Genomic DNA, 24059 nt, shown 5'->3' on the forward strand with positions numbered 1-24059 from the left:
GAGGACGTCTACAGCGACGCCTCGACCAGGACAGCGACGATCACCGGCACCAGCGGCGGCAACTTCGAAAGCCTGCAGGTCGGGACTGGCTCCGCTACCGCGTCGGTCAGCGACACAATCGATACTGTAACCGCCACTCTCACAGCCGGTTCGCCTGTCTTTGGTGCTGGTGGCACGACCACGATCACCTATACGGTGACCCTCACGAACTCCGACAACCTGGCGGTCGCGCCGAAGTCGGACCTCACCTTCACGCTCGAGACCGGTCAGACGGTCACGATCCATGCCAACCAGTCAAGTGCGAGCACGGACGTGACCTTCGCCCCGGGTTCGATTTCCGGCACTTCAGTTCACAACTCGATCAGTCTCATCAGCGGTGGAGGCCAATACGAGCATCTGGTCCCGACCGGAACGATAGACACGACGGTGAACAGCGTTCCGACCGGTGGTGGCAGCGTTTCGCTGACGCTCAGCGAGGCGGCACTCGATACAGTTCTCAACGGCTCGAGTGGCGGTATGCCGGCGGATCTCGCCGCGGGCGCGGTAACCGGCAGCGCGCCGGACAGCCGTGGTGAGACGGCTCAGGCAACGACCGGGATCACCTTCACCGCGACTGGCGAGACTATCACCATTGCCTTCGACAATCCGACCGGCAGCAGCTGGACCGCGCCGACCGTCGATGGTCTCGCCCCCGGCTACAGCGTGCACTGGGCGTTGAGCGGCGCCCAGTTGGTCGGGAACCTGTTCTCCTCGACCGATACCAATCTCGGCGCCTTCGTTAGGCTTTCGCTGACGAACACCTCGGCGGCCCCCGGCCAGTCGGTCACTCCGACCGTCACCGCAACGCTGACCGACAACCTCATCGACGGTGTCAATAAGGATGCCGTAACCATCGGGGGCATCAAGGTCGTTGCGACGGACGCTTCGGGTGACAAGGTATCGGGTTCGGTCAACCTAACGATCACCGACGACGCAGCGGTTGCGCATAACGTCACCGAAAGCACGGTGGCCGGTTCGATGAGCACGGTCAACGTGCAGCTGATCGTGGACGTCTCGTACAGCATGTACTCGTCCTACGGCGGCGGTGTCAGCAACGTGCCTGGTGGCTATACCCAAGACCGGATTGGTCTCGCGCGGTATTCGATGGAGCAGCTGCTCGAATCGAACGACCAGATCAAGTACGTCGAGATCGTCAAGTTCGGCGAGAACGCATCCGGCACGGTCTGGATGACCAAGGCAGATGCGCTGGCGTACATTCAAAACAATGCGAACTGGAACGGCTCCGGCGGAACCAATTACGATCTCGGCCTGCAGCAGGCGATGTCGAGCTACGGCACCGGCGCGCCCGTGCAGGCCGACAAGAACGTCGTCTACTTCCTGTCGGACGGTGCGCCGAGCGGCGATGGGATTGCCAGCGGCGCGGATGACGGTAATCACACCAACAATTCCGTGACCACCGGCGAATGGGAAGCCTTCATCAATGCGAAGGGTATCGACAGCGTCTACGCGATCGGCATTGGCGGTAGCATCAACGTTGCCAACCTTGAGCCGGTGTCCTATCCGAACACCGACGGATCGGACGGCAACACGACCGAGGACACCGTTATCCTGGTCGGCACCAGCGATGTTACGGGCCTCCTTGCAACCTTGCAGGGCTTCCTCGGCAATGCCCAGTCGGTCGGCGGCAACGTTGTCATCGATGGCGGCGTCGACGCGAGCTTCGGCGCCGATGGCGGACATGTCCAGTCGATCGTTGTCAATGGCGTGACATATAGCTTCACGCCCGGCGCGATCGCCGGAACAGGAACGGTTTCGGAAAGCGGCACGCCGGCGGGCGCGTACCAGGACCACGGCAGCTGGATCGAGATTAAGACGGCGCTTGGCGGCACTCTGACATTCTATTTCACGGATGTCGGAACCACCCATCATGCCGGCGACTACAGCTACCTCGCGCCGATCAGCAACACTGGCAACGAGTCGTTTGCCTACACGATCGTGGACGGCGATGGTGATACCGCTGGCGCCACGCTGGCGATTTCAGTGACCGCGCCGCCGAATGCCAACCCGGTCATCACCGCTCCGAACAACGGAACCGATACGACAAACCTTTTCGTCGCGGAAAACACGACGGCGGTCACCAACGTCAATGCGACCGATGCCGACGGCAACACGCTGGTCTATTCCATCGTCCAGACAGCGGGTACCGACTACGCCAAGTTCGCGATCAACTCGTCGACCGGCGTTCTCACCTTCATCTCCGCGCCCAACTATGAAGCGCCGGGCGATGTCGGTGGTACGGCTGGCGACAACGTCTATGTCGTCACCGTGCAGGTTTCTGACGGCCATGGCGGCGTCGATACGCAGACGCTCAATGTGACGGTGACGAATGCGAATGACGCGCCGATCGGGAGCGCCGACAATATTTATACCAATGCGTCGAACTCAGGAGATGGCACCACGCTTTCGGTGCAGAATGCTTGGCTTGTCGCCAACGACACCGATGCGGACGGCCAAAGCCTGAATGTTGGAAGCGCGTCAAGCGGAACGGATGTCGACAATGTAAACCGGGGCCAAAGCGCAACGAGCATCCGCGTCGATATCAGCCGCGGCAATACCGGTAGTTTCACGTATACGGCCACGGACGGAACCACAAATTCAGCGAATACCGTAGTCACTGTGAACCGTGGCTCCAGTGACAGCGTGATTACGGGCGGCGCGGGCAATGACATCCTTATCGGCTCGGGAAGTACGGCGGCTACGCTCGACGGTGGTGCCGGGAGAGACTTCGTTACAGGGGGCAGTGGCAACGATACGATCGTGGCCGACGCCAGCGACTATCTGCTGGACGGCGGCGCCGGCAGCGATACGCTGCGTGTCGACGCAAGCTTCACAAGCGGGAGCGACGCCCAGATCGTCAACATCGAGAACGTGAAAATCGACTCCTCGGCCGCGGTGGTGCTCGACCTGTCGAACCAGACCGAGAACTTCACGATCACCGGAGGCACGGGAGCCAACACGATCGAGGCCGGCTCGGGCAATGATGTAATCGTAGTGGCCGGGGATCTGACGAGCGCGGATACGATCGACGGCGGCGCCGGCAACGATACGCTGACGTTCACCGGCTCGAGCAGCAACACGACCGCTCTCAACGGCGTGACGAATGTCGAGAGCATCACGCTGGGCGACGCTACGACCAGCATCACCACGGTCAACTCCCTGGTGGCCGCGGGGCAGACCTTGACGGTGGATGGGGCGGCGCTCGCCTTAAATCACGCCTTGACCTGGAACGGTGCCGCCGAAACCGACGGCAAGTTCGCCATCAGCGGCGGTGCCGGCAACGACACCATCACCGGCGGTGCGGGCAATGATACCATCACCGGCGGCAAGGGGGCCGATACCCTCACGGGCGGCGGCGGCAGCGATGCCTTCGGTTTCGCTGCGGGCGACAGTAACCTGTCGTTCACCAGCTTGAGTGGGAGCAAAGCATCGATATCTGGTTATGACGTCATCAAGGACTTCACGCCGGGAACGACCGGAAGCGCCGATGCGATCACCTTCAGCGGTGGTGCCACGGTTGCTGCTTTCGCCACCACGACGGACTCGACATATCAGTTGCATACGGATGCGACGGTTAAGTCGCATTCGATTTCGAATGGGATCATCAGCTTCGGCGACGCGAATACGTTCAACAGTGCAGTCACGCTTTCGTCGATCTCCGACGTCGCTGCCGTTGTTCAGTATCTGCAGAACAACGATATCGGAAAGACGGGCAGTACCATCGCATTCGAAGCGACGATCGATGGAAAAGAACACACCTATATCTTCATTCAGGGGAGCGATGACGGGAGTAAGAACAACACTTCCAACCCGAACAGCAGCGATGTCCTGATTGACCTCGTCGGTGTGAACGCATCCAGCATCACGGTCAGTGGTGGCCAGATCAAGGTCAGCGGGTCGTATGATGCCGACCCCATCGTCCTCGATCTCGACCATAACGGCATCGCGTTGACATCGCAGGCGAATGGTGTGCAGTTCGACATCAATGCCGACGGCCACAAGGATCAGATTGCGTGGACAGCCGGTACTGACGGCATCTTGGCCTATGATGTGGACGGCAACGGCAAGATCGACAATGGCAGCGAGATCTTCTCGCCGCACTTTGCCGGTGGAAGCTACGTCGATGGTCTCGCGGCGCTGACAACGCTCGACAGCAACCATGACCGCAAGATCGATGCGGCCGATGCGGCGTTCTCGAAGCTCACCATCTGGCAGGACCTGAACCACAACGGCATCACCGACAGCGGCGAGCTCTCGAGCCTGGCGGATCATTCGATCAGCAGCATCTCGCTCGATGCCAGCACGTCCGGCACGGAGATCAACGGTCAATCGATCCTTGCCGATGGCAGCTACACCCTGACGGACGGCTCGACCGGCCACTTCGTCGAGGTCGCCTTCGACACGACGCTCGGCGGCAGCGAAACCGGCAGCAACGCCTACTCGCTGATCGGCAGCGACGGTGACGACATCCTGTCGGGAAGCGGCGGCATTTTCACCGTCTCTGGCGGGGCAGGGGCTGACACCTTCGTCCTCGACGCGGATGCCCTGAACGACGTCAAGCTTGCCGATGTCATCACCGACTACAAGGCAAGCGAAGGCGACACGCTTGACGTCTCGAACCTCCTCGACAGCCTGCTCGGCCACCAGGCAAGCGAGGCGGAAGCACTCGCCAGTGTGAAGACGACCGTCGGCGGTGCGGATACTGTGGTCAGCGTCAATGCCAATGGCGGCTGGCACGATGTGGCGGTTCTCCAGAACACCACGGAAGCGGTCAAGATCCTCTACGACGACAAGCACGACGCGACGACGGCACCGCACGTCGGCTGATGTTCGGACAAACCGGCAAAGGAAAGGGCGCCCTTCGGCGCCTTTTCCATCTCCGGGATTCGGCTGGGTCAGGCGGCCGGCAGCCGCGACAGCGGAATGGCGTCCTCGCGCTCGCCGCCGCGCTCCATGGCCATTTCGTCTGCCAACTGGCGGATATGCGTGAAGTCGGTCGGTCCCTCGAAAACTGCGCCGCCGAGCCGGATGCCGATCGTCATCGGCGATCCCTCGGCCGAGAACGAGGCTTCCGCGACGCGCCGGCGGATGCGGGTGCCGACGTCCTGGGCGTTTTCGATGGTCGCGCCCGGGAGGAAAACCCCGAGCTCGTTGGTGGCGAGGCGCGCAACCAGGTCACCCTTTCGCACCGACGACTGGATGATCGCGGCGAGCGACTGCATGACGGTATCGGCCCATTGCGGGCCATAGCGCCTGCTGATGTCGTCAAGCGTATCGATGACGACGGCGATCATCACGCCGCCGGCGTCGGTGGCGATTCGCTTGCGCCGGTCGATGTAGTGTTCGACGGCCGCGGCAAAGGCTGTCCCGTTCAGCGTCTTGGTTACGGCATCGTGGCGCGCAGTATAGTTAATCGTTTCCTGTAGTTTTTTGAGGTCGCCAACTTTGAGCTGCAAGATCAATAGCAGCGGAAATGCAACAAGAAGCGAAATTAAACCTGCGCCGACAAATCCCACCAAAAATGGTCGATCCGGTACGAGAAGGTTTAAGATAAGTAAAACGCCGACGGATCCAGCCACGTAGCAGACAGCACCGAGGGTTGCGATCCGAAGAGCTGAAACGATTGTGGCGGAAGAGTAACGCTGGCTAAAATTCATCGCGGGTCATGTCCGTTTGAAAGTAATGCCAGATAAACAGGTTCGGGCAAAGCCCCCGTTAAAAAATCCTGTAAAATTCTCGCTTTAGGCAGTTGTCCACTGGGATTAACTGTCTTGGCAGGAATGTCGGAAGCTGCGATTGGAATGTGGAAAGATTGGTGTTACTTCTTTGCCAAAGAAAATCTTTGGTATACGGGTACGCCGAGTGAATCTTTGATGTTGAGGGGCATCGAACTTGTTTAAGAGCAAAAGAATTTTTGCAGCATTGTCTGCGACGGTTGCTTTGAGTTTTTCGTTTTATGCTGATGCCAATGCAATGTCTCTGCAGCAGGCCATCGAAAAGACGATGAAAACGAACCCGCAGATCTTGCAGGCTGCGAAGGATAGAGAAGCTATCGAGTTTGAACTACGCCAAGCGCGCGGTTTATACTTGCCATCCGTAGATTTGGAGAGCGGGATCGGGCGCCGTCGCTTGTCGAATGAAAGCTCCGGCTCGCTAAGAGATGATCATGACTATCTGTCGCCGGGCGATGTTGGTCTGACGATCTCGCAGACACTCTACGATGGCGGCAGCCGCCGCGCCCAGGTCGAACAGCAGGCTTCGCGCGTCGATGGTGCGTCCTTTCGAGTTCTCGAACGGTCTGAGTCGCTCGCCCTCGAAGTGACGCAGGACTATCTGGAATACATGCTCCAGAACCAGATCGTTGCTGCCGCCAAGCAGAACGTTGCGTTCCATACGCAGATGGTCGGCGACATCGACGAGAGCATCAAGGGCGGCGCCCTGACGGATGCTGACCGCCTTCAGGGCAGCGAACGTCTGCAGGCCGCCAAGGCCCGGCTGCGCGAAGCGCTCGAAGAGCTTGAGCAGACGAAAATCCGCTTCCTTCAGGTCGTCGGCGAGCCGATCACCAATGCGCAGACGCCGCCGTCCGTTGGCAAGTACGTCCCGAAGACGCTAAACGATGCGGTCTTCGTCGCCGCCAAGAACAGCCCGCGCATCTATTCGGCCAATGCCGACGTCGATGCTGCCGATGCCGGCGTTCGTGGTGCGCGCGCCAACTACCTGCCGAAGGTCAATCTCGAAGGCTCTGCCCGCGTCGGCAACGACATCGATGGCGACGAAGGCAACACCAACGACTATCAGGTCCGCGTCGTTGCCCGCTGGAACCTCTATCGCGGCGGCATCGACGTTGCGCGCGAACAGGAGCAGATCCGTCGTGCCGGCGAGCAGCGCTACAATCTCGCCCAGGTTCAGCGCGAGGTCTCGGAGTCGGTGCGTTCCGCCTGGAACGAGCGCGTCAGCCGCGGCGAGCTGTCCGGAATCCTCAACAAGCAGGCCTCGATCAACAACCAACTCGTCGGTTCCTACCGCGAGCAGTTCAAGGTTGGCCAGCGCTCGCTGCTCGATGTGCTCGATGCGCAGAACACGAAGTTCAACACTCAGGTTCTCGCTGATACCGCGCGCGTTGCATCGCAGTTTGCCGAGTACAAGATCCTGGCGGCGTCGGGCAATCTGCTTCAGACGATGAAGCTGAAGCCGGTCGAACAGTCCAAACCTTATGCGCGGGAAGAGTTTGTTGTCCCCGCGGGCGTCGCTAATCCTGGATATGTCGAGCTTGATTCACATCAGAAGGCCGGTATGCCCCTGGACCTCCTAGCGCCAATTCGACAGCAGTAGTCGACGTGGCCATGGAACAATGCTGAACGTAGCGCTCGGGACCTCCAGCAGCACACCGCTGCAGACATTCAAATCCGCATTCAAATCCGTGGCTGCGTTCTATGGCCGACCAAGCTCGGACACGGTCCTCTTCTCCGGTCTTCCGGATGAGGTGACCGAGTCGCTTGAGATCGACGATATCGAGCGCATGGCCGAGCGCATCGGCCTGCAGGTGATCAAGCACCAGGAGCGCGAGTGCCGCCAGAGCAATTTCGATTGCCCGGCGATCGTCGCGTTTGCCGACGGCAGCGTGTTGCCGCTGCTCGAGGTCGCCGAGGGCGGCTCCTATGTCACTGATATCGTTCCGATTGCCGGCAACGCGATCCGTCTGACGCGGGAAGAATTCCTGGCGCTGAAGCCGCAACTGGCCTTTGCCTTTACGCTTTACTATCAGAACGCCTCGGAAGAGGCGCTGGTCGGCAATGCCGTCGAGATCGAGAAGCGGCACTGGCTGGCAACGACGCTTGCGCCTTACTGGCGCACCTATGTCCGCGTCATGGTCGCGGCACTCTTCATCAATCTGATCGCGCTCGGCTCGCCGCTCTTTACGATGAACGTCTATGACCGGGTGCTGCCGAACAAGGCGATCCCGACGCTCTGGGTTCTGGCCGCGGGTATCTCGCTTGCCTATGTCTTCGATTTCCTGCTGAAGACCGCTCGCTCGTCGCTGATCGACTATGCCGGGCGCAAGGCGGATCTGCGCCTGTCGCAGCTGCTGTTCGACAAGGTGCTGAATTCGACGCTCGCCTCGCGGCCGATGTCGACGGGCGAATATGCCAACCGCGTGACGCAGTATGAATTCGTTCGCGAGTTCTTCACGTCGAACACCATCGGCGTCCTGATCGACAGCCTGTTCGTCTTCATTTTCCTCGGCGTCATTTATCTGATCTCCGGCTGGCTCGTCGTCATCCCGGCGGTCGCCTTCGTCCTGTCGGTTGCGATCGGCTTGTGGGCGCAGGCCGCGATCGGCAAGCGCATGGCGACGGCCGCCAACGAGGCGTCGCGTCGCCAGTCTCTGCTGGTGGAAACGATCTCGACGATCGAAACGCTGAAGAGCCTGCGCGCCGAAGCCACCATGCTGCGCCGCTGGCAGGAACTGACCAAGTATTCGAGCCGCACCAGCGAGGATATCAAGCATATCTCGACGAATGCCATCAACATGACGATGTTCATCCAGCAGATGGTGAGCGTCCTGATCGTGATTGCCGGCACCTACGAGTTCTCCGAAGGCCGCATTGCCATGGGCGCGATCGTCGCGACGGTCATGCTGGCAAGCCGCGCCGGCGCGCCGCTCGGCCAGATCGCCATGACGCTGGCGCGGTTCCGTCAGGCGACCATGTCGCTTCGCATTCTCGACAAGATCATGGAGCAGCCCGACGACCGTCCGTCCACGGTCGGCTTCGTCAATCGCGAGATCACCCGCGGCGCTTTCAGCTTCCAGGATGTGTCTTTCCAGTATCCGGGATCGGACTATCCCGTCATCAACAAGCTGTCCTTTACCGTGAAGCCCGGCGAGCGCGTCGGCATCATCGGCCGCATCGGCTCGGGCAAGACGACGCTCGGCCGCTTGCTTGACGGGCTCTTTTCTCCCTCGGGCGGCCGCGTGCTGATCGATGGCGTCGATATCCGCCAGTACCACATGGCCGAGGTTCGCTCGGCGGTCGCCGTGGCCGGCCAGTCGTCCGATCTCTTCTCGGGAACCGTCAAGGAAAACCTGCTGATCGGACGCGCCGACGCGACCGACGAGGAGCTGCTCGAGGTCGCCCGCATGACCGGTGTCGACGAGTTCGTCGGCAATCATCCTCGCGGCTTCGACATGCCCGTCGGCGAACGTGGCACCAACCTGTCGAGCGGCCAGAAGCAGGCGCTGACGATTGCGCGTCTGCTGCTGACGAAGCCGAAGATCGTGTTTCTCGACGAGCCGTCGGGCGCCATGGATCTGGCGACCGAGCGTAACCTGATTGCGCGCCTGTCGAAGGCGATCAGCCGTGATACGACGCTTTTGATCGCCACCCACCGCTACAGCATGCTTGAGCTCGTCGATCGCCTGATCGTCATCGACAAGGGCCGCATCATTGCCGACGGTCCGAAGGGTGCGGTCATCGAGGCCATGCAGCGCAAACCGGCAGGGGCGCAGTCATGAGCCTCAGCAATCGCCACGACAATCCTCCGCTTCTCGCCCGCGGCATTCTGGCACTGGTGGCCCTGGTCATTGCGAGCTTCGTCGCCTGGGCGGCGATTGCCGACATCAACGAGATCGCCCGCGGCGAGGGCAAGGTCATTCCGGTCTCGAAGACGCAGATCATCCAGTCCTCGGAGCCCGGCGTCGTCCAGCAGATCGCCGTCGTCCTCGGTCAGGTCGTTCGCAAGGGGCAGCTGCTCGTCCAGCTCGACAATACGACGACGACCTCCACCCTCGGTGAATCCGTTGCCAAGGCGCGTGCTCTGGGTGCCAAGGTGGCTCGATTGAAGCTCGAGGAGGCGGGCCAATACGACGCCGCGTTCGTCTGCCCCGAAGAAATCATGTCGGTCGCCAAGGACGTCTGCAGCAACGAGGAGAAGCTTTTCGCCGCCGATCGTGCCAGCTACCAGAACAAGCTCGGAGTCCTGCAGGAGCGCGTGCGCCAGCGCGAGAACGAGCTCAGTGAAGCCCACGCCAACATCGATCGCCTGGAGCAGAACATCGAAGGCGCCCAGCGCCAGTACGATCTCATTTTCCCTCTGGCGCAGAAGAAGCTGGTGGCGCAGACGGAAGTGCTGAAGACCGAGCGTGATCTCACCGACCAGAAGGGCCAGCTCAAGGTTTACCAGGAAAGCATCGACCGCCTGCAGGCTGCCGTGCAGGAAGCCAAGCTGCAGCTCGGCGATCTTGCCCTCGAACTGCGCCAGCAGGCGCTGACGGACAAGGCGCAGGCGCTGGCCGAACTTTCGGTCGTCGACGAGACCATCCGCGGCGCGTCCGACCGCGTCAAGCGCACCGACATCCGCTCGCCGGTCGACGGCATCGTCAATACGCTGGAGGTCAACACCATCGGCGCCTATGTCGACCCGGGCCGTGTCATCGCCGGCATCGTTCCGACCGCTGATACGCTGCTGGTAGAAGCCAAGATTTCGCCGCGCGACGTCGCCTTCGTGCGCCGCGGCCAGCCTGCCGTCGTCAAGGTCACCGCCTACGACTTCTCGATCTTCGGCGGCCTTGAGGGCGTCGTCGAGAATATCTCCGCAGACAGTCTCGTGGAGAAGGAAAAGGGCGAGACCTACTATCTCGTACAGGTCAAGACCGACAAGTCCGCGCTGGAGCGCAACGGCAAGTCCTATCCGATCATCCCCGGCATGGTTGCCTCGGTCGAGATCATGACCGGCAACAAGACCGTGCTGAGCTACCTGATGAAGCCGATCAACAAGGCGCGCAGCGAAGCGCTGACGGAGCGATAGGATGCTGATCGTCAAGCCAGGCAGCAACGCACTCACTGAACTCGAGCCGATCGAGGAGCCTTTGCCGGCCATCGGCGCCGATGAGATCGAGCCGCGCTTCCGGGCGGTCGTCGGTCGAGGCGGCGAGCGCCGCGGTATCCGCCTCGAGCGGATCTACTGGGATGGCCTCGGCCGCATGTCGTCTGCCGGCAAGATGAGCACGGCCGACCTCGTGCACTATACGGCCTCGCAGATGCCGGAGTCCGGCAACCTCGCCTCGCTGCTGCGTGTGCTCAGCTTCAAGTGGGCGCTGCGCAGGCTGGATACCGTCGAAGACGCCTCGTCCATGGCAAACGTCAACGCCATCATCCAGGCGTCGCCATCGCCGACGATTCTGCTGACGCAGGAAAAGAAGATCCAGCTCTTCAACGATCCCTTCCTGACCATGCTGCGCCAGCGGCTCCCGCTTGGCGATGCGGCGCAGTTGACGAAGAGCTTGCGCTTTTCGATCGATACGCAGATCGATGAGGCGATCGCCACGCTCTATCGCAACAGGGGCAAGACGCTGAACACCGGCTTCACCATTGCCGTCGGCTCGGCCTCGATGAAGGGCCAGATTAATCTGGCTCTCGCGCCAACGCACGAGAAGCCGATGCTGATCGGCTACGTCTCGCGTTACTGACCAGCAAATCTCAGACATGAAAAAGGCGACTGAGGTTCAGCCGCCTTTTCCCTGCATCTTGCCGGCGATTTTCAGAACGTCGTGCCTTCGCCTGGAGCGACCTTTTCGAGTGGCAATGCCGAGGCAACCTGCTTGGCGCCGGTGCGTGTTCCGTGCAGGTAGCCCTTGCCATCCGCGATCGAGTAGAGCGGCACATAGTCGGGCAGCCTGGTATCCAGTAGAACCTCGTCACGCATGTTGTCGAGAATGAAGCGGTTGCCGTTCACCGCGACAGAAAGCACCGCGTGGTAGAAGTGGCGCTTCTGATCGAACAGGACAATGACGGACATGTCCTTGAGCTCGACGCCTTCGGCGTGCAGCGCGGCCATCTTCAGGATCGCGAAGTCCTCGCAATCGCCCTGCTGGCGTGAGAGCGTTTCGGCGGGCGTCGCCCAGTAGTCGGCCACCTTGTAGGTGTCGATGTCGCGGCTATAGCGGATCGTGTGATTGATCGTGATGTTGACCGCGTTCAGCTTGTCGCGGATCGAGGACTGCAACGTCTTGCTGAAGGCAACCTTGATCGCGGTCGCGGCCTCCGAGCACTTACCTGCGCTGCAGTCAATGGCTGTCCCATCGGCTATTTCCGACAGGGACGGTTCGAGCTTCTTCAGGGCAGCCAGTCGTTTGAACGGAATGGCGACCGTCCCGAAAGCGGCGCTGCCCCCCGGCGCGGCGATCGCCGGCCGTGCGACTGGCTGCGTCGGGGCGACGCTCTCGTTCACCCAGCCTGCCGGCTCGGGCTGCAGTGAGCGCGTCAGCGCGGCAACGTCGATGGTTCCGATGCTTTTCGTCGCCAGCGCGAGGAGATTGGCGACGCTGCCGAACGTCAATGCGACGGCTGTATCAGCCGCGAGGTCAACGGAGTAGATCGCGCCTGACATTTGCGAAGGCGGCAATACGGATGCCGCCGAAATATTCGGTGCAAATGCGGCTGAAAATGCAGACAAAGTAAAAGCAGCGATGTTGCTTGTTTTTATACTGCGCTTCATGGATCGCGGTCTCTCGTTGGCTGCGAGAACCGTATAAAAAATCTATAAAAATCAGGTATTTAAGCATAGATAAGGTTGGGATAAATTATCTGTTCAAAAGAACATAAAAGTTTAGTGTGCCCGTCAACCAAGTTTGGGCGAAGGGTTTGCTTTCCGGTGTTGCCTGTGCAGATATAAAATCCTGTCAAACGGCCGGAAAAGGCCGCGATTGCGAGTAGTGGGGGAACAGGTGACAGTGCAGTCAATCGAGCCGGTGCAAGGCTCGCATGGTTTACGCTCGACACGGCAAGTGTCGCTTTCGGAAGGCGCCGGTCCCCTCAAACTCATCAAATCCGTTCTCGCAATGTCGATCGTCGTCGCCTGCGGCGTGGTCTCGGGCTGCCAGTCCGACGTCGATGGCATCGCCAAGAACGTGAAGACCAACGACATCAAGGCACCTTCGAGCGAAGTCGAGGAAAATTTCGGAGAAACGGGAGCGGAGATCACGCTGCTGCTCCCCAAAGGCACGACCGGCATCTATGAGGGTGCTGCGCGTGACGTGCGCGACGGTGCCGGCCTCGGCGTCGGCGAACTCGGCGGCAACCAGGTCTTCGTGAAGGTTGTCGACGTGGCCTCCGGCGCTCCAGCCGCCGCGACTGCCGTCAGCGAGGCGAGGGCGCGCGGTTCCGTTATGCTCGTCAGCTACGCATCGCCTGCCGTCACATCAGCTATCGCTGCGGTCCCGGCTGACCAGCGGCCGGCTTTGCTCAATCTGGGCGTGCCGGTTCCGCCCACATCGGGCAATGTCTACAACTTCGTTTCCGATGAGATCGACAGCGCCATTGAAGGCGTGCAGGCAGCCTCTGCCAGCGGCCACAAGAAGGTGCTGGTTTTCGCCCAAAGCGATTTTCCGGCTGCTGACGAGGCCCGGTTGGCAGGCGCCATCCAGGTCGGCGGCGGTACGTATCTCGGCCTTGCCCGCTACGATCTGACGGACGCCGCCGCCGCTGATGCGGTCAAGAGGGCGGGCGCCAATCTGCAGAATGCCGACACCGTGCTCGTGCTCGGGAAAACGGTGATCACCACGACGATCGCCGGCGCCGTAAAAGCCAGCGGTAAGACGAACGTCACCTTCGTCGGCACCAGCGCTTGGCCGCCGCAGACGTATACGGATCCCTCGGTGGCAGGCACGGTGATTGCCATGGTCGAGCCCGAGGGCGCGACGATGATCGCCGACCGCTACCAGCGGCACTACAAGCGCACGCTCTCCACCGACGCGGCTTACAGCTACGACGCTGTTGCCGTTGTCTCTGGCATTGTCCGGACAAAGGGACCGGAGGGAATGAACGCACAGAACCTGACCAGCAAGGTCGGCTTCCGCGGCGTGACCGGCCTCTTCAGGCTGACGCCGGCGGGTACCGTGGAGCGCAAGATGAGCCTTTATTCCCTTAACGGCGGCAAGCTCAGCCTGCTCGGTGCCACGCCGGCCTCGTTCTGATACCCCACACACTTGGACATCGGACCGTATGCGTCCGCCTTCACCAAGCGCCGTGCTAAGCGCTTAGAGACCTGGCCGGCAGGTGCTTCGCCCGGCAAACGGAGGGGTAGTTGCCGCGCCGCCATTGTCTCCTGCCAATCAGGAGTCAGGGCACGAATTCACGTCAAACGGCCAGGCAGCATATCCTATGCTCTCACTTGGCGGCCTTGTCGGTGCCAAGTAGGTAGCCTCCGTCCCAGTGATAGATCTGCTTGTCGTCGACCGTGACCTTGACGACCGCCTGGAAACCGGCGAGCGTCCCGCTGCCGGCATGAAACGCACAGGTTCCTTGCATTGGGCTGGCGGTGTCGTAGGTGACGCAGTACCCGACCGCCGTGTCTCCGTTTCCGACGGCAATAACAGCCGTGCTACTGCCGAAAAGGGGACTGCCGGTCACCGGCCCATAGTACAAGATCTTGGTACCCGCCGGGATCGCCGCCAGGTTCGATTCCGTAATCGTGCAGAAGCTCGGAGTCTCGCCGGTGTACTGGCTACATTCCTTAGAGATCTTGAGTGGTTGCATAGAGGGCGCCGCATGCGCCACGGACGCTAGTACCAGGATGGCACCAGCCGACAGGATCAACAATCTGCTCATTGCCTAGTCCCCCAGTCGAATGGTGTCGAGAACTCTACTCTCTATCGCCTCTCCTCGCAATTCGCTGCTTGGTCCAGGGAGCGCCGTCCGCGACGCCGCCGACTTGCATGAGTCCGGACCCTAAGGCCGTGCAGCCGCAAAGAAGGGCTCCGGACTCTCCACTTCGATCAGCCGCCGGCGCTCGATCTGCCAGAACCGGTTGCCGATGGCACGCACGAAGCTGCGGTCGTGGGAAACAACAAGGCAGCTCGCCTGGTGGGCCATGAGTTCGCCCTCCAGCGCTTCCTGCCCGTCGATATCGAGGTGGTTGGTCGGCTCGTCGAGCAGATAGAAGTTCGGCTCCGCCAGCCGCAAAACCAGCATGCCGAGCCGCGCCTTCTGCCCGCCCGACAGCCGCCCGACCGGACGCGACTGCATGTCGATGGTCATGCCGGCCCCCGCGAGCAGCGCCCGCGCCCGCTGGTCGCCAACGTCGAAGCGGCGGATGATCGTCTCCATCGGCGTATCGCTGTCCTTCAAGTCGGCCAGCGCCTGGTCACTATAGCCGAGCACCAGCGAAGGGGTGGCCTTGATGCCGTCCTGCGCCGTCTCCGGATGGCCGATTGCCTTTCGCAGCATCGCGATCAGCCGTGATTTGCCGGCGCCGTTCTCCCCGAGCAATACGATCCGGTCACCCTGGCAGATGAACTGCTTGCCGGTCCGGAAGAGTGTCGTGCCTTCAGGGGTACGGACCTCCGCTTCGTCGAGTGTCACAAGCACCTTGGCATGCGTGCCGCGGTTGGCGAGCTTGATCGCACCGGCCGATCGCTCGAGATGGGCGGGCTTGGCCGCATCCTCGAGCTTGTCGGCGCGTTGCTTCAGCTGCTTTGTCTTGACAACCAGCAGGTCGCTGCCGGAGTTGATGCCGATATTGTTGAGTTTCGCCGCTTGCTTGCGCAATTGCTCGGCAGTCTTCATGTCGCGTTCGTAGCGTCTCCTGTCGGCCGCGTCCGCCTCATCAAGCGCTGCCCGCGCCCGGCTGTAGGGCAGGGAGAAGACCTGCGACTGCTCCGGCCGCAGGAACAGCGTACGATTGGTGACTGCATCGAGAAAGGCACGGTCGTGGCTGGAGATGATCACAGGCACATCGCGGGGCAGGGCGTTCAACCAATCCTCAAGCGCCGCGATCTTGCCGAGATCGAGGTGGTTGGTCGGCTCGTCGAGCAGCAGCGCGTCGGGCTCCATCACCCAGGTGCGCGCCAGCATCGCCAGCCGCTGCCAGCCGCCGCTGAGCTGCCTGACCGGGCGGCTGCGCAAGGCTTCGGGCACGTCCAGCGAATCCAGCACGATGTCCACGCGCCAGCTTTCGTTCGCCTGCTGATCGGCAGGCAGCGCCTGAAGGACAGCATCGTGGAACGGCACGTCAAGCAGCTTGGCTGGCACCTCCTGTTCGACATAGCCGATCGTCAGCCCGCGCGAGCGCGTGATGTCGCCGTGGGTTGCCTCGAGCGCTCCCGAAATGCAGCGGAGCAGTGTGGACTTGCCGCGGCCGTTGGCGGCGACGAGCCCCAGGCGGTCGCCGGCATTGATGACGAGGTCAAGCTTGGCAAAAACCGGTGCGCTGAGGGTGACGCCGAGATTGCGGATATTGATAAGGGTCATGATCTTGCTCTGGTCTTGCCGAGCGATCACACGGGCGAGGGCATGCAGCCTTCATCGCGTGCGTGTGCTTCGAGCTCGGTGGATGAGTATTGCAGACGGGCGAATGCCCAAACTGCTGCCACGAGGGGCAGACCAGGGAAGAGAGTTTGTGAGAAACGGTCTCTGGTCAGCCCTGCAAACGCATTTGCAGGGCGTTGACGGGGCCACGTTGCCGGTTGAACCGGAAATAGAAATTTTGCACGCGACCCTCCTTTCTCTTTGAGCGCATAGGAGAAATAGCATTGCTAACCCAGGAATGCAACCAAAGCGCTTGTGCTGCGCGGTCGCGCTCCCGAACTTGCATTGGGCAGCGTGGTTGCTGTAAGCGGCTCGACAGGTATTCTTAAAATTCCAGGAGAGACGCCATGGCAGGCGGTGACGACGATTACGTTTATGATGAAGTGACGGGCGAATGGCGTCCGGCTTCGGAAATGGCTGCCGCGGTCGCACAGGCCGCTGAGGTTCGGGATGCTGCCGGAAACGTCCTGAAGGACGGCGATTCCGTCGCCCTCATCAAGGACCTGAAGGTGAAGGGGGCCAATCAGACCCTGAAGCAGGGCACGGTTATCCGATCGATCCGTTTGACGGATAACCCGGAAGAGATCGACTGTCGCCACGACACCATCAAGGGCCTTGTCTTGCGTACGGAGTTCGTCCGCAAGCGTTGAGCGCGTGACGGGCAGAAGATTTCGCGGGGCGGAACGAGGGCGATAGCCCCCTTCCGCTCAGCGCTTCAAACTTCCGAGGATGCCGCGCACCAGGGCCCGGCCGACCTGTGTCGCCACCGTACGGGCCACGCTCTTCATCGCCGCTTCCACGACCGTTTCGCGCTGGTAGCCGGAGGAGCGGGCGCGGCCCTGGCTCTTGGCCTGCGGTTCGGTCTCATCATCGCCGAAGCCCGGCAGTGTCCAGCGGCCCGAGGCGCTGCCCTCGGTCGGCTCGGTCGGCTGCACCTGCTTGGCTGCATCGGAGTCGGATGCCTTCTTGGCGCGCGCCGCCAGAATCTCGAAGGCGGATTCACGATCGAGATCTTCGTCGTAGACCCCGAGCACCGGGCTCTTATCCATGACCTGCTGGCGCTCCGGATCGGTCAACGGGCCGACGCGTCCGGACGGCGGGCGCACCAGCGTCCGCTCGACGATCGAGGGTGAGCCCTTCGCCTCCAGTGTCGACACCAGCGCTTCGCCAGTGCCGAGCGTGGTGATGACGGTGGCGCAGTCGAAGGCAGGGTTGGGACGGAAGGTGTCCGCCGCTGTCCTCACAGCCTTCTGCTCGCGCGGCGAATAGGCGCGCAGCGCATGTTGCACCCGGTTGCCGAGCTGCGCGAGGACGGTTTCCGGCACATCGAGCGGGTTCTGCGTCACGAAATAGACGCCGACCCCCTTCGAGCGGATAAGGCGCACGACTTGTTCGACGCGCTCGATCAGCACCTTCGGCGCGTCGTTGAAGAGCAGGTGCGCCTCGTCGAAGAAGAAGACGAGGTTCGGCTTCTCCGGGTCGCCCACCTCCGGCAGCTCCTCGAAGAGCTCGGACAGCAGCCACAGCAGGAAGGTCGCGTAGAGCCGCGGGTTCATCATCAGCTTGTCGGCGGCGAGCACGGAAATCTGGCCATAGCCGCGGTTGTTGGTCCGCATGATGTCGGTGATCTTGAGCGCCGGTTCGCCGAAGAAGTGTTCGGCGCCCTGCTGTTCCAGCACAAGGAGGCCACGCTGGATCGAGGCAACCGACGCCTTCGAGATCAGGCCGAACTGGCTGGAGAGCTCGGTTGCGTTCTCCGCCATGTAGTTCAGCAGAGAGGAGAAGTCCTTGAGGTCGAGCAGGGGGAGGCCGCCCTGGTCGGCGAGCTTGAAGGCGATGTTGATGACGCCCTCCTGCGGCTCGGAGGCGTCCATCAGCCGCGCGAGCAGCAGCGGTCCCATTTCGGCAATGGTGGTGCGGACGCGGTGGCCCTTCGCACCGAAGAGATCCCAGAAGATGACCGGGAACTGGTCGAATTCGTAATCGTCGAAGCCGATCTGCTCGGCGCGCTTGGTCAGAAAATCCTTTGGTTCGCCTTTTGCCGCGATACCGGAGAGGTCGCCCTTGATGTCGGCGCAGAAGACCGGCACGCCAGCCCTCGAAAAGCCCTCGGCCAGCACCTGCAGCGTCACCGTCTTGCCGGTGCCGGTTGCGCCCGTTACCAGGCCGTGGCGATTTCCGAATTTCAGGTCGAGATATTCCGGCTTGTTGATGCTGTCATCCGGATTGCGGCTGACGCCGACGAAAATCTTGCCATCCTCGAGCATTTCGAAAATTCTCCCTGCGGCTGTCGGCGCCGATTGCGTCAAAATGCGGAGCGTCGTTTCCGCATGGTCATTGTAATATCGCTTCCCTGTTATAAGCAGGGAGCCCGATGCGGACAACTGTCTGCATTAAAAGGAAAAGTAGGATAAAGCCTGCTTTTGCGGCAGGCGGCTTGAGTTGCCCGGAAAGTTCGACTAACGTTGACGTTAACGTCAAAAATAGGAGGCTGACAATGAATGAAATCGTAGACCAGATCGCCGCGCGTGTGGGCATCACTCCGGAACTGGCCGAAAAGGCGGTGGGCATGATGCTCGGCTTCCTGCAGCGCGAGGCGGCAGACGGTCCGGTCGCCAAGATGATCGAAGCCATTCCGGGCGCGTCCGACCTCGTTGCCAAGTACAATGGCGAAGGCGCGAGTGGCGGCGGCGGGATCCTCGGCAGCATCATGGGCGCGCTCGGCGGCGGCGGCATCATGGCGCTCGGCCAGCAGCTGATGTCGGAAGGCCTTGGCATGGGCGAGATCACCACGCTCGCCAAGGAAACCATCGCGATTGCCGAGCAGCACGCGGGCAAGGAAGTCGTGGACGAGGTTGTCGGCTCGGTTCCGGGCCTCAGCCAGTTCGTCTAAGCGGCAAGAGAAGACTTTCGGCGGGCGGGGCTTGTTCCCGCCCGTTTGCATTTGTGGGCTACGGCGTTACTCCAAGTAGGGTCAGCCAGGCTTGCGACTGGTCGCCGGCAGCCTTGCGTCCGGCATCGTCAAGCACACGGGGGCCGCAATAACGGTCGATGTTGGTCCGGTCGGTGTCGTTGATCTCTGGGTTGTGCGATGCCGCAATAACCTGACGCCAGGCACAGCCAAGGACGGGCTCGACAACGATGCCCTCGTTGCAGCCGGTGCTCAGACAGAAAGAAATTTTCCTCTGACTTTCGATGCGACCGGCGATGGCATCCGCGTAAAGGCCGGTCCAATCAGCACGGATCTGTTCGCAGCGCTCGGAAGCGTCGCTTTGCTGGCAACTGATCGTCGGAACATAGCTGTCCGCGGGCGGCCAGTCGGCAACCTCGGCGAGGCTGACGCATCCACAGGCAACAAGAACGGCTGCAATCAACTGCGACATCGGGCCTCTTATCCGGCAAGAGAATCACTGAAGACAAGCTACAGCTTCTCTTGCGTGTTAGGGAGGCACTTCTGAAGCGTCATGGCATCAAAGCCGGCAAGGCAGCCGGCTTAATGCTTGCTCTTCGTTTCTCTTGCCAGCTTAAGGATGACGTCGTCGGCAGCGTCGGCCAGAGCCATCGCGATTTCGGCTGCCTTCCATCCCCTTTTCTCGCCATTGCGAATGAGCTCGAAAAGGAGGGGTTCGAACTCCGACCTGCAGGTTTCCATACGCTGATCGGAAGTCGAACGATTCTTAGCCAATTGACTATCTACCATGTCAATACCCCAAAACCCTCGGGATAGATTTAGCAAGGCGGCGAGAGAGCGCAAGTAAATATATTAATCGAGCTTTAACAATTTCGACTAATATATACTTTATTCGCCAAATGCTAGAAAAATATAAGAAGGGCCCGTCGGGGTTGGACGAGCCCCGCCTTCTTTGTCGCACAGAAAAAGCAACGCGGTCAGCCGAAGAATCTTCGCTATACTAAGCGAAAGGGTCAACACATCCATATTTTGTATAGCACACCATAAATGTGTTGCGATGGATCTCGCCCAAACGAAATGGTACAATATCTATGCTCGCCATGCGCGAGCGGCCGGGAAATTCTACTCGGTTTTACTTTAGTTAAGCGTGTATTTCCGGGCTTTACTTTGGATCAGGGTTGCGGGTGGCTGCGCCCAGTTCATGCCACTCCCGGCCATCGCGGCGGATCAGTTCGTCGGCGCAGGATGGACCACTGCTTCCGGGCGCGTATGACTCCGGCGTTTCGCTGCTTTTTGCCCATATATCCAGGAAGGGTTGCACCGCCGCCCAACCGGCCTCGATGCCGTCCGCGCGCTGGAACAGCGTCTGGTCACCGGTGAAGAGGTCGTAGAGAAGCGACTCGTACCCCGTCATCTTGCCGATATCGAATTCGTCGGCATAGCGGAAGTCGAGCGAGACCGGGACGGTGTCGACAGATAGGCCGGGCGACTTGATGGAGATCTCGACGCTCAGCCCCTCATCGGGCTGGACCTGGATGAGCATCTTGTTCGGCGGCAGGTGACGGTTGACATCCGTTTTCCGAAACTGCGCGAAGGGCACCTGCTGGAAGGTGATGACGACTTCCGTATCGCGCGCCTTCAGCGCCTTGCCCGTCCTGAGATAGAAGGGCACGCCGGCCCAGCGCCAGGAATCGACGTAGAGCTTCATCGCGACGAAGGTTTCGGTGTTGCTGTCGGGCGAGACGTTCTTGGTTTCCCGGAACGCGGCAATGTCGTTTCCGTCGAGCTTGCCTGATGTGTAGGCGCCGCGAACGGCATGCGTTTCGGCTTCCTCCGGCGTATAGATGCGCAGCGCGCCCAGCGCCTTGCTCTTTTCCGTGCGGATCGCTTCGGCGCCGAAACCGTTCGGGGCCTCCATCGCGATCATCGCCAGCAGTTGGAACAGATGATTGGGGATCATGTCGCGCATTGCGCCGGTCGCGTCGTAGAATTTGCCGCGCGTGCCGACGTCGACTGTTTCGGCGGCGCTGATCTGCACGTGGTCGATATAGTTGTTGTTCCAGAGCGCCTCGATCATCATGTTGGCGAAGCGGGCGGTCAGAATGTTCTGCACCGTCTCCTTTCCCAGGAAGTGGTCGAGGCGGTAGACCTGGCTCTCGGAGACATTGGAGAGGATCCGGGCGTTCAGCGCACGGGCCGAGGCGAGGTCGGTGCCGAAAGGCTTCTCGATGGCAATCCGCCGGAAGCATCCGTCAGCTTCGCTGGTGAGGCCGTGTTGGGCCAGCTTTTCGACCAGCGGGCCGAAGAACTGTGGCGGTACCGCGAAGTAGAAGGCCGCGTTACAGCTCGTCAGGTGCTTCTTGATCTCGACGAATATGCCGTCTTGCGTGAAATCGCCTGAAATGTAGGAGATGCGCTGCTGCAGACGCTGCCAGGCGTCGTCGGTCTCCGGTCGGATCGGGTCGCTCAATCCGGCAAGAAAGCTGTCCAGCCTCGCAACCAGTGAGGCGTCGTCGCCAGCTTCTATGCCGACGCCGAGGATCTTCAGATCGTCGCCGACCAATCCGCTTCGCGTCAGATTGATGATCGCCGGTATCAGCAGGCGCCGCGTCAGGTCGCCGGTCGCGCCGAAGATGACGAGTGTGGCTGACGGAATGGGGGCGGCGTCCATGAAGGGTTCCTCGCTGTTTCCATCGACTATAGTGCGCGCTTGTGCGGCGGCAAGCAGGATGCCGCCTGAGCATTGCACGGTAATGTCATCGGATCCTGTCTTGCCCTTCGACTGGCCAATCGGAGCCCGTCAAACCGCCAGGGCGTGTCAGCTCTTAACCGCCACCATGAAGATCCGCGGGAAGCGCAACAACACGCGCCCGTCCGACATCTTCGGGTAGGCCTTTTCAACGCGGCCGAGATAGTCGGCCAGGAACGCCTCGCGATGCTTTTCGCCTGCGTGATCGAGATAGGGCCGCAGGCCCGTTCCTTTGACCCATTCGACGATTGCGGCGGCGTCAGCCATTGGATGGTTGTAGGCTGTATGCCAGATGTCGACGCGGGCGGCCTTGTCGATGAGCCGACTGTAGTAGGTGGAGGGCGGCGGCAGGGTTTCGCGGCGAACGCTCCGCGCCGCGAACGCTGTTTTCCACGGGCCGGCATGCGCCGTCTCCTCCATCAGCAGATGCGTCGGCTCGGTCAGATTGTCGGGCATTTGCACCGCCAGCACGCCGCCCGGCGCAAGTCCGTCCATCAAGCGATCGAAAATGTCGAGGTGCTCAGGCAGCCACTGGAAGACGGCATTCGCAAAGAGGAGGTCCGCCGGTTCGCTCGGCTGCCAGGTGGCAAGGTCGGCCTCGACAAAGGGCGTGCCGGGCATGCGCTTGCGAGCCGCTTCCAGCATGTTCAGATCGCTGTCCAGGCCGGAAACGCCTTTGGCACCGAAACGCTCGACAATCAGCTCCGTCGAATTGCCCGGCCCGCAGCCGAGGTCCACGGCGTGGCGGACGTGTTCAAGCGGCACCTGCGCCAACAGATCCCGCGCCGGGCGTGTGCGTTCATCCTCGAATTTGACATACTGGCTGGCAGACCATACCATGACCATCTCCCTTACAAATTAGCTTCCAGGGTGCGCGCTCGCATCGCGCCTACGTCGCGACCGGTCGGCGTCGAGCTCAAATACAGTCGACGAACGGCGGCGAACGCAAGAGGCCGCGTACGAAATCGCCCATATCGTCTTTGTATGACAGTATTTATTAAGGGAGCAGGTGAGGCTCGCCCGAGCTATAGTCTCGGGCGGAGACCAAAAGGACTCAGGCCGCCAATATGGTGATCCCATGGGCGTTGGCTGCGGCATTCATGCGGTCCCGCGTTTCCGCTGACGGCGCCGCCTTCGGCGGTTCCTGCGAGCCAGCTGCCTCCAGAAATTCCACCATGTCGCTGTCGACGATAGCCGAGAAGATGGCGGCCTGATGGCCGGGATTGGAGTAGGCGTGCGGCTGGTTCGCCTCGATGCGGACGATGTCGCCGGCCGTCGCCTCGAACTCGTCGATGCCGTTCTCCGTCGCGCGGCGGATCGTCAGCCGACCCTCGATGATCCTGAAGACCTCGGGACTGGCGTGGCGGTGCAGCGGCGTCCGGCTGCCCGCCGGCACGGTAATGTCGAAGATGTTGAGCCAGGCTCCTTGCAGACGAGCCCGTCGCTCGATCCGATCGCCCAGCACGAAGAACACCTTCGCGCTCGCCTGGGCAGGCGCTTTTACAAATGAGTTGGACATCATGTCTCGCTTTTCTTTTTCTTGGCGGCGAGCCCGTTAGACCTTTCCAAGGTCAATGGCAACTGGCTTCAAGTCCGTCGTGGTTGGCGTTTTCAGCGTCGGCCGGCATATGGGCAATGATCCTGTCGGCATCAAGATGGTGCGGCGTATCGCCCCTTTGCGGCTCTCTTCGTCCGAGAGCGGCCACATGTCCAGCATAGCTGGCGGAGTATCAGCGACGAGCCGGGCCAGATGTTCGGGACCGTCACACCTGGAGGCTGCGAGCAGCTGTTCATCGACATCGAAGCACTCAATGCCGATACGCCCGAGAAAATTGCAGTGATCGAGGCGCGCCTGGGGATCATCAACGATGTCACGCTGGCCCTCAATTTGGCGAGCGTGAAGCAAGGATAGGTTACCGGCACGGCATTGGCGCCTACCGTTTAAGGCTGCAGCACTCTCCTGGCCCTCGCTCTGCGCCGCCAGAATGCGTTTGGCGACTTCCCCCAAAGCCTTTGCACTGTCCTTGGCGATGGA

General features: G+C 61.2%; 18 protein-coding genes and 1 pseudogene. 9 read left to right on the forward strand and 10 right to left on the reverse strand.

The genetic code is table 11. The features are described from left to right. Nucleotides 1–4884 (forward strand): immunoglobulin-like domain-containing protein (locus AS026_RS15920; RefSeq protein ID WP_062370567.1); only part of this gene is annotated, 4884 nt, incomplete at its 5' end. Between the two features lie 68 nt (nt 4885–4952). On the opposite strand, the gene AS026_RS15925 is transcribed toward AS026_RS15920, so the two are convergent. Further along, entirely contained in the window at nt 4953–5513 is a 561-nt protein-coding gene (locus AS026_RS15925; protein ID WP_245307525.1) for a GGDEF domain-containing protein, read from the reverse strand. 517 nt (nt 5514–6030) lie between these two features. On the opposite strand from AS026_RS15925, the gene AS026_RS15930 reads away from it, so the two are divergent. Genes AS026_RS15930 through AS026_RS15945 form a run of 4 tightly spaced genes read left to right on the forward strand, consistent with a single transcriptional unit; the run spans nt 6031 to nt 11527 of the window. Beyond that, entirely contained in the window at nt 6031–7392 is a 1362-nt protein-coding gene (locus tag AS026_RS15930) for a TolC family outer membrane protein (protein ID WP_037218198.1), read from the forward strand. Nucleotides 7393–7411: 19 nt separating this feature from the next. Then, complete coding sequence (locus tag AS026_RS15935; protein WP_062370571.1) at nt 7412–9574, forward strand: type I secretion system permease/ATPase; 2163 nt, start codon at nt 7412–7414, stop codon at nt 9572–9574. Further along, nucleotides 9571–10866: an HlyD family type I secretion periplasmic adaptor subunit gene (locus AS026_RS15940; RefSeq protein WP_025662739.1), complete on the forward strand. Its 1296-nt coding sequence runs from the start codon at nt 9571–9573 to the stop codon at nt 10864–10866. Before AS026_RS15935 ends, AS026_RS15940 begins: the two co-directional genes overlap by 4 nt. Before the next feature lies 1 nt (nt 10867). Further along, nucleotides 10868–11527, forward strand: a complete 660-nt coding sequence (locus tag AS026_RS15945) for a ribbon-helix-helix domain-containing protein (protein WP_025662738.1) — start codon at nt 10868–10870, stop codon at nt 11525–11527. A gap of 71 nt (nt 11528–11598) precedes the next feature. Here AS026_RS15945 and AS026_RS15950 read toward each other — a convergent pair whose 3' ends face one another. Then, nucleotides 11599–12462 (reverse strand): transglutaminase-like cysteine peptidase, encoded by an 864-nt coding sequence (locus AS026_RS15950; protein WP_245307526.1) that lies wholly within the window; start codon nt 12460–12462, stop codon nt 11599–11601. 322 nt (nt 12463–12784) lie between these two features. Here AS026_RS15950 and AS026_RS15955 point away from each other — a divergent pair, with 322 nt between their 5' ends. Beyond that, nucleotides 12785–14032, forward strand: a complete 1248-nt coding sequence (locus tag AS026_RS15955) for a type 1 periplasmic-binding domain-containing protein (protein ID WP_062370586.1) — start codon at nt 12785–12787, stop codon at nt 14030–14032. Nucleotides 14033–14225: 193 nt separating this feature from the next. Here the strand turns inward: AS026_RS15955 and AS026_RS15960 are convergent, their stop codons facing one another. Then, nucleotides 14226–14666 carry a Clp protease/crotonase-like domain-containing protein gene (locus AS026_RS15960; protein WP_018859606.1) on the reverse strand — a complete coding sequence of 147 codons (441 nt, stop codon included), beginning with the start codon at nt 14664–14666 and terminating at the stop codon, nt 14226–14228. Nucleotides 14667–14786: 120 nt separating this feature from the next. Continuing rightward, on the reverse strand, nt 14787–16307 hold the full coding sequence (locus AS026_RS15965) for an ABC-F family ATP-binding cassette domain-containing protein (protein ID WP_062370588.1): 1521 nt from the start codon (nt 16305–16307) through the stop codon (nt 14787–14789). 404 nt (nt 16308–16711) lie between these two features. Between AS026_RS15965 and AS026_RS15970 the strand changes: the two genes are divergently transcribed. Further along, a complete protein-coding gene (locus tag AS026_RS15970) occupies nt 16712–17014 on the forward strand; it encodes an alkylphosphonate utilization protein (RefSeq protein ID WP_062370575.1) in 303 nt (100 codons plus the stop codon). A 57-nt stretch (nt 17015–17071) separates the two neighbouring features. On the opposite strand, the gene AS026_RS15975 is transcribed toward AS026_RS15970, so the two are convergent. Beyond that, a complete protein-coding gene (locus AS026_RS15975) occupies nt 17072–18631 on the reverse strand; it encodes a helicase HerA-like C-terminal domain-containing protein (protein WP_025662733.1) in 1560 nt (519 codons plus the stop codon). A 230-nt stretch (nt 18632–18861) separates the two neighbouring features. Between AS026_RS15975 and AS026_RS15980 the strand changes: the two genes are divergently transcribed. Beyond that, nucleotides 18862–19257: a hypothetical protein gene (locus AS026_RS15980; RefSeq protein WP_018859602.1), complete on the forward strand. Its 396-nt coding sequence runs from the start codon at nt 18862–18864 to the stop codon at nt 19255–19257. A 58-nt stretch (nt 19258–19315) separates the two neighbouring features. On the opposite strand, the gene AS026_RS15985 is transcribed toward AS026_RS15980, so the two are convergent. From AS026_RS15985 to AS026_RS16005, 5 genes are all read right to left on the reverse strand, one after another. Further along, nucleotides 19316–19747, reverse strand: a complete 432-nt coding sequence (locus AS026_RS15985) for a hypothetical protein (RefSeq protein WP_025662732.1) — start codon at nt 19745–19747, stop codon at nt 19316–19318. 110 nt (nt 19748–19857) lie between these two features. Beyond that, nucleotides 19858–20016: a hypothetical protein gene (locus tag AS026_RS41245; protein ID WP_018859600.1), complete on the reverse strand. Its 159-nt coding sequence runs from the start codon at nt 20014–20016 to the stop codon at nt 19858–19860. 421 nt (nt 20017–20437) lie between these two features. Next, on the reverse strand, nt 20438–21946 hold the full coding sequence (zwf, locus tag AS026_RS15995; RefSeq protein ID WP_025662730.1) for a glucose-6-phosphate dehydrogenase: 1509 nt from the start codon (nt 21944–21946) through the stop codon (nt 20438–20440). 147 nt (nt 21947–22093) lie between these two features. After that, the gene (tam, locus tag AS026_RS16000; RefSeq protein ID WP_062370577.1) at nt 22094–22864 is read right to left on the reverse strand and encodes a trans-aconitate 2-methyltransferase; all 771 of its coding nucleotides are present in this window, start codon (nt 22862–22864) and stop codon (nt 22094–22096) included. A gap of 214 nt (nt 22865–23078) precedes the next feature. Beyond that, a complete protein-coding gene (locus AS026_RS16005) occupies nt 23079–23546 on the reverse strand; it encodes a cupin domain-containing protein (protein WP_025661079.1) in 468 nt (155 codons plus the stop codon). A 180-nt stretch (nt 23547–23726) separates the two neighbouring features. Between AS026_RS16005 and AS026_RS16010 the strand changes: the two are divergent. Further along, a pseudogene (locus AS026_RS16010) lies at nt 23727–23936 on the forward strand (cupin domain-containing protein); the annotation flags it as partial. Nucleotides 23937–24059 lie beyond the last annotated feature (123 nt).

This window comes from Rhizobium altiplani (genome assembly GCF_001542405.1).
GTDB lineage: Bacteria > Pseudomonadota > Alphaproteobacteria > Rhizobiales > Rhizobiaceae > Rhizobium > Rhizobium altiplani.